The organism is Pseudomonas sp. GW460-12-10-14-TSB1 (assembly GCF_017349775.1).
In the GTDB taxonomy this organism is placed as follows: domain Bacteria; phylum Pseudomonadota; class Gammaproteobacteria; order Pseudomonadales; family Pseudomonadaceae; genus Aquipseudomonas; species Aquipseudomonas piscium.
Map to the genome: position 1 here is coordinate 93366 of NZ_JACNAC010000017.1, position 6524 is coordinate 99889.

Genomic DNA, 6524 nt, shown 5'->3' on the forward strand with positions numbered 1-6524 from the left:
ATGCCCGCAGCGACCGCCACAAGCCCCTGGTACAAGCACCTCTGGCCCTGGATCATCATCGGTATCCTGGCCTGCTCGGTGACCTTGACCCTGTCCATGGTGACCATCGCGGTGAACAACCCGGACAACCTGGTCAACGACAACTACTACGAGGCCGGCAAAGGCATCAACCGCTCCCTGGACCGCGAACTGCTGGCCCAGACCCTGCAAATGCGCGCCAGCGTGCACCTGGACGACCTCACCGGCGAAGTCGACCTGCGCCTGAGCGGCAACAGCGCGCCCGCCACCCTGGAGCTGAACCTGATCTCGCCGACCCAGCCGGAAAAGGACCGCAAGATCACCCTCGCCCGTAGCGAGACCGAACAAGGCCGCTACATTGGCCAGTTGAGCGACAAGGTTGATGGTCGCCGTTTTGTCGAGCTGCTGGGGGTCGAAGGCGACAAGACCTGGCGCATGTTCGAAGAAGAACAGGTCAGCCACGACAAGGACCTGCTGCTGGGTGACGAACCGCTGCAAGGCGCGGAACACCTGGACAAGTAAGCGCCCTCCGAACATCGCCGGCAGGCCGCCTGCTGGCGATGAGGTCCGCCCACAGAACAAAGACCCGCGATGACCACGCCACTGCCCTGCTACCACTGTGCCCTGCCGGTTCCCACCGGCAGCCGCTTCACCGCCGTCGTGCTCGGCGCCACCCGCGAGTTCTGCTGCCCGGGTTGCCAGGCGGTGGCCGAAGCCATAGTCGCCGGCGGCCTGGAAAGTTACTACAGCCATCGCAGCGAAGCCTCGGCCAACCCGCAAGCCCTGCCGGTGCAACTGGTGGACGAACTGGCACTGTACGACCGGGCGGACGTGCAGCAACCCTTCGTCCGGCATGAGGGCGAGCTGGCCGAAACCACCCTGCTGATGGAGGGCATCAGTTGCGCCGCCTGTGGTTGGCTGATCGAGAAACACCTGCGCAGCCTGCCGGCGGTGGCCGAGGCGCGGCTGAACCTGTCCAACCATCGCCTGCATGTGCGCTGGGCCGACAGCCAGTTACCGCTGAGCCAGGTGCTCAGCGAACTGCGCCTGATCGGCTACGCCGCGCATCCCTATCAGGCCGACCGCGCCTCCGAGCAGCTGGCCAGCGAAAACCGCCTGGCCCTGCGCCAATTGGGCGTAGCCGGGCTGCTGTGGTTCCAGGCGATGATGGCGACCATGGCCACCTGGCCGGAATTCAATATCGACCTCAGCCCCGAGCTGCACACCATCCTGCGCTGGGTCGCGTTGTTTCTCACCACGCCGATCGTGTTCTACAGCTGCGCACCGTTTTTCAAGGGCGCCCTGCGCGACCTGCGCACCCGCCACCTGACCATGGACGTTTCCGTGTCCCTGGCGATTGGCGCCGCCTATATCGCCGGGATCTGGACCTCGATCACCGGGGTCGGCGAGCTGTACTTCGATGCCGTGGGCATGTTCGCCCTGTTCCTGCTGGCCGGGCGCTACCTGGAGCGTCGCGCCCGCGAACGCACCGCCGCCGCCACCGCGCAACTGGTGAACCTGCTGCCGGCCTCGTGCCTGCGCCTGGGCGCCGACGGCCAGAGCGAGCGCATCCTGCTCAGCGAACTGCGCCTGGGCGACAAGGTGCTGGTGCATCCCGGCGCCATCCTGCCGGCCGACGGTAAGATCCTCGATGGCCAGTCGAGCATCGACGAATCCCTGCTCACCGGCGAATACCTGCCGCAACCGCGGAGCATCGGCGACGCGGTCACCGCCGGCACCCTCAACGTCGAGGGCGCGCTGACCGTGGAAGTCCTGGCCCTGGGGCAGGACACGCGCCTGTCGGCCATCGTCCGCCTGCTGGACCGGGCCCAGGCGGAAAAACCGCGCCTGGCGGAGATCGCCGACCGCGCCGCCCAATGGTTCCTGCTGTTCTCCCTGATCGCCGCGGCCGCTATCGGCCTGCTCTGGTGGCAACTGGACGCCTCCCGGGCGTTCTGGATCGTCCTGGCCATGCTGGTCGCCACCTGCCCCTGCGCCCTGTCCCTGGCCACCCCGACCGCGCTGACGGCCGCCACCGGCACCCTGCACAAACTCGGCCTGCTGCTGACCCGAGGCCATGTGCTCGAAGGCCTGAACCAGATCGACACGGTGATTTTCGACAAGACCGGCACCCTCACCGAAGGGCGCCTGGCCCTGCGCTCGATTCTCCCCCTGGGCGACCTCGACAGCCAGCAGTGCCTGGGCCTGGCTGCCGCCCTGGAAAACCGCTCCGAACACCCAATTGCCCGGGCCTTCGGTCGCGCGCCGCTGGCCGCGGAAGAAGTCCTGAGCATGCCCGGGCTGGGCCTGGAAGGCCTGGTGGGCGAGCAACGTCTGCGTATCGGCCAGCCTGCCTTCGTCTGCGAGCTCAGCGCCTGCGCGGTCCCGGCGATGCCGGACGAAGCCGGCCAATGGCTGCTGCTGGGCGATACCCAAGGGCCGCTGGCCTGGTTTGTCCTCGACGATCGCCTGCGCAGTGATGCACCGGCGCTGCTGGCCGCCTGCAAGGCGCGGGGCTGGAACACCCTGCTGCTCTCAGGCGACAGCTCGCCGATGGTCGCCAGTGTCGCCGCCGAACTGGGCATCGACGAAGCCCGCGGCGGCCTGCGTCCGGACGACAAGCTGCAAGTGCTGCAACAACTGCATCGCCAGGGCCGCAAAGTGCTGATGCTCGGCGACGGGGTCAACGATGTGCCGGTGCTGGCCGCCGCCGACATCAGCGTGGCCATGGGCTCGGCCACCGACCTGGCCAAGACCAGCGCCGATGCGGTGCTGCTGTCCAACCACCTGGATGCGCTGGTGCAGGCCTTCGGCCTGGCCCGCCGCACACGCCGGATAATCGTCGAGAACCTGCTGTGGGCCGGGCTGTACAATGGCCTCATGCTGCCGTTCGCCGCCCTCGGCTGGATCACTCCGGTTTGGGCCGCCATCGGCATGTCCATCAGTTCGTTGACCGTGGTGCTCAATGCCCTGCGCCTGACTCGCCTGCCGCGTCAGCCCCAGGCCGAGGCCACGCCCCACACCCGCCCGCTGCCGGCCTGAGCCGCGCGGGCATGGAGCCTACCCATGCCAGCTCTCTACGTGATGATCCCGGCGGCACTGCTGATCGTCGCCATCGCCATCTACATTTTCTTCTGGGCGGTCGACAGTGGTCAGTACGACGACCTCGACGGCCCCGCCCATAGCATTCTGTTCGACGACCAGGACCCCAAGCACACCGCCGCGGTCGACGAGGCCCAGGGCCAGCCGACGACCGAGCAGCCGCCGCACAAAGACCAGGCGCCGCCTCATGCTTGAGCTGGCGCCACTGCTGGTTTCCGCGGTGATCCTCGGCCTGCTCGGCGGCGGTCACTGCCTGGGCATGTGCGGCGGCCTGATGGGCGCCTTGACCCTGGCCATTCCCCAGGAGCAACGCAGCCGGCGTTTTCGCCTGCTGCTGGCCTACAACCTGGGGCGCATCCTCAGTTACGCCACCGCGGGCCTGCTGATCGGCCTGGCCGGCTGGGCGGTGGCCAGCAGCCCGGCGGCCATGGCCATGCGCGTGCTGGCCGGCCTGCTGCTGATTGCCATGGGCCTGTACCTGGCCGGCTGGTGGAGCGGCCTGACCCGTATCGAAAGCCTCGGACGCGGCCTGTGGCGCCATATACAGCCCCTGGCCAACCGCCTGCTGCCAGTGTCGAGCCTGCCGCGCGCCTTGCTGCTGGGCGCGCTCTGGGGCTGGCTGCCGTGCGGCCTGGTCTACAGCACCCTGTTGTGGTCCGCCAGCCAGGGCAATGCCCTCGACAGTGCCCTGCTGATGCTGGCCTTCGGCCTGGGGACCTGGCCGGTGCTGCTGGCGACCGGCCTGGCTGCGGAACGGGTCACCGCACTGCTGCGCCGGCGCAGCGTGCGCATGACCGGTGGCCTGCTGGTGATCCTGTTTGGCATCTGGACCTTGCCCGGTCCACATCAGCATTGGTTGATGGGGCACTGAGGCAACTCTTCCCGACGTATTCGGCCCTCGGCAGAGACGACAAAAGGCCCGCCTGGCGGGCACCACCCACCCGCCACCCTTGATGCAAATCAAGATAGCCCGGGTGCTAACCCCCTAGACTCGCGAACACTGCCTGCCTACCGGGGGAATTCCCGCATGCTCGACGCCATTCGTTGGGACACCGATCTGATCCGCCGTTACGACCTGGCGGGACCGCGCTACACCTCCTACCCCACCGCTGTGCAATTCCACAGCCAGGTGGGCACCTTCGACCTGCTCCACGCCCTGCGCGAAAGCCGCAAGGCGCTGCGCCCGCTGTCGCTGTACGTGCACGTGCCGTTCTGCGCGAACATCTGCTACTACTGCGCCTGCAACAAAGTCATCACCAAGGACCGCGGGCGCGCCCTGCCCTACCTGCAGCGCCTGGAACAGGAAATCCAGCTGATCGCCTGCCACCTCGACCCCGGGCAGAAGGTCGAGCAACTGCATTTCGGCGGCGGCACCCCGACCTTTCTCAGCCATGACGAGCTGCGGCAGTTGATGGGCCATCTGCGCCAGCATTTCAACCTGCTGGACGACGATTCGGGCGACTACGGCATCGAGATCGACCCCCGCGAAGCCGACTGGTCGACCATGGGCCTGCTGCGCGAGTTGGGCTTCAACCGGGTCAGCATCGGCCTGCAGGACCTCGACCCGGCGGTACAGCGCGCGGTCAATCGCCTGCAGAGCCTGGAAGAAACCCGGGCGGTGATCGAAGCGGCGCGCACCCTGCAATTTCGTTCGATCAACATCGACCTGATCTACGGCCTGCCGAAACAGACACCGGACAACTTCGCCCGCACCGTCGAGGAAGTGATCAACCTGCAACCGGACCGGCTCTCGGTGTTCAACTACGCCCACTTGCCGGAACGCTTCATGCCGCAACGGCGGATCAACAGCCACGAGTTGCCGGCCCCGGCGGAAAAGCTGCAGATGCTGCAGCGCACCATCGAACAACTGACGGCCGCGGGTTATCGCTACATCGGCATGGACCATTTCGCCCTGCCCGACGACGAGCTGGCAATCGCCCAGGAAGAGTCGACCCTGCAACGCAACTTCCAGGGCTACACCACCCATGGGCACTGCGACCTGATCGGCCTGGGCGTCTCGGCCATCAGCCAGATCGGCGACCTGTACTGCCAGAACAGCAGCGACCTGAACCAGTACCAGAACCTGCTGGGCGGCGCGCAACTGGCCACCAGCCGCGGCCTGGTGTGCAATCAGGACGACCGCGTCAGACGCGCAGTGATCCAGCAGTTGATCTGCAACTTCAGTCTCGACTTCGAGACCATCGAGCAGCAGTTCAACATCGACTTTCGAGGCTACTTCGGCGAGTTGTGGCCGCAACTGCAAGCCATGGCCGAAGACGGCCTGATCAAGCTGAGCAACGAAGGCATTGAAGTGCTGCCGGCCGGGCGCCTGCTGGTGCGCTCGGTGTGCATGGTGTTCGACACGTATCTGGAGCAACAGAATCGACAGCGTTTTTCCCGGGTCATCTAGCCGCGACCTGACCGTTCGGCGCGGCAACTTGTCGCAGATGGTGGGCAAAAACTGTCTGGAGAGACAGGGCGCAAGCAAGCCTGATACTTGACGCCAAGACAATCGGCGACTGCAAGTGACGGTCAGCGCTGGAAATACCCTGAATGGACTGCACGAGCGCACTTTCCCGGAGTGGCCTGGAGGCTACGAACGGACAGCTTTACGACTAAGCGCCAATACGCCACGGACTGGCCGGAACCTCCTCCCGTGAGTTACCCTTACGGCTTATGTGTGTTTTCCCACAAGGATTCTATTGAATGTCCGAGCCAGTAAAACTGCGCGCTCACAACCAGGCCCATTGCAAGGATTGCAGCCTGGCCCCCCTCTGCCTGCCACTTTCTCTGAATCTGGAAGACATGGATGCGCTGGACGAAATCGTTAAACGCGGCCGCCCCTTGAAAAAAGGCGAGTTCCTGTTTCGCCAGGGCGACGCATTCGACTCCGTCTATGCTGTGCGCTCCGGTGCGCTGAAGACCTTCAGCCTCAGCGACAGCGGCGAAGAACAGATCACCGGCTTCCACTTGCCCAGCGAACTGGTCGGCCTGTCCGGCATGGACACCGAGATCCACCCGGTCTCCGCCCAGGCCCTGGAAACCACGTCGGTCTGTGAAATCCCCTTCGAACGCCTCGACGAACTGGCCCTGCAGTTGCCCCAACTGCGCCGCCAGCTGATGCGGGTGATGAGCCGCGAGATCCGCGACGACCAGCAGATGATGCTGCTGCTGTCGAAAAAGACCGCCGACGAGCGCATCGCCACCTTCCTGGTCAACCTGTCGGCACGCTTCCGCGCCCGCGGCTTCTCGGCCAACCAGTTCCGCTTGAGCATGTCGCGCAACGAGATCGGCAACTACCTGGGCCTGGCGGTGGAAACCGTGTCCCGGGTGTTCACCCGCTTCCAGCAGAACGCGCTGATCGCCGCTGAAGGCAAAGAGGTGCACATTCTCGACCCGATCCA

General features: G+C 65.8%; 6 protein-coding genes. All 6 read left to right on the forward strand.

Going from position 1 to position 6524, the window contains the following annotated elements; translation table 11 throughout:
* Complete coding sequence (locus J4D52_RS13180; protein WP_025804245.1) at positions 1-540, forward strand: FixH family protein; 540 nt, start codon at positions 1-3, stop codon at positions 538-540.
* Between the two features lie 69 nt (positions 541-609).
* Positions 610-3060, forward strand: a complete 2451-nt coding sequence (locus J4D52_RS13185; RefSeq protein WP_110721737.1) for a heavy metal translocating P-type ATPase — start codon at positions 610-612, stop codon at positions 3058-3060.
* Positions 3061-3084: 24 nt separating this feature from the next.
* A complete protein-coding gene (gene ccoS / locus J4D52_RS13190) occupies positions 3085-3315 on the forward strand; it encodes a cbb3-type cytochrome oxidase assembly protein CcoS (protein WP_102676884.1) in 231 nt (76 codons plus the stop codon).
* Positions 3308-3991: a sulfite exporter TauE/SafE family protein gene (locus tag J4D52_RS13195; protein WP_102676885.1), complete on the forward strand. Its 684-nt coding sequence runs from the start codon at positions 3308-3310 to the stop codon at positions 3989-3991. The genes ccoS and J4D52_RS13195 overlap by 8 nt, the downstream gene beginning before the upstream one ends.
* 156 nt (positions 3992-4147) lie before the next feature.
* Entirely contained in the window at positions 4148-5530 is a 1383-nt protein-coding gene (gene hemN / locus J4D52_RS13200) for an oxygen-independent coproporphyrinogen III oxidase (protein ID WP_063429238.1), read from the forward strand.
* 296 nt (positions 5531-5826) lie between these two features.
* The coding region (fnr, locus tag J4D52_RS13205) for a fumarate/nitrate reduction transcriptional regulator Fnr (RefSeq protein WP_207272130.1) at positions 5827-6524 on the forward strand (698 nt) is incomplete at its 3' end.

Bases quoted from the DNA above. Each gene is read 5' to 3' on its own strand.
- J4D52_RS13180 (WP_025804245.1), top strand. From the start codon at position 1: ATGCCCGCAGCGACCGCCACAAGCCCCTGGTACAAGCACCTCTGGCCC.
- J4D52_RS13185 (WP_110721737.1), top strand. From the start codon at position 610: ATGACCACGCCACTGCCCTGCTACCACTGTGCCCTGCCGGTTCCCACC.
- ccoS (WP_102676884.1), top strand. From the start codon at position 3,085: ATGCCAGCTCTCTACGTGATGATCCCGGCGGCACTGCTGATCGTCGCC.
- J4D52_RS13195 (WP_102676885.1), top strand. From the start codon at position 3,308: ATGCTTGAGCTGGCGCCACTGCTGGTTTCCGCGGTGATCCTCGGCCTG.
- hemN (WP_063429238.1), top strand. From the start codon at position 4,148: ATGCTCGACGCCATTCGTTGGGACACCGATCTGATCCGCCGTTACGAC.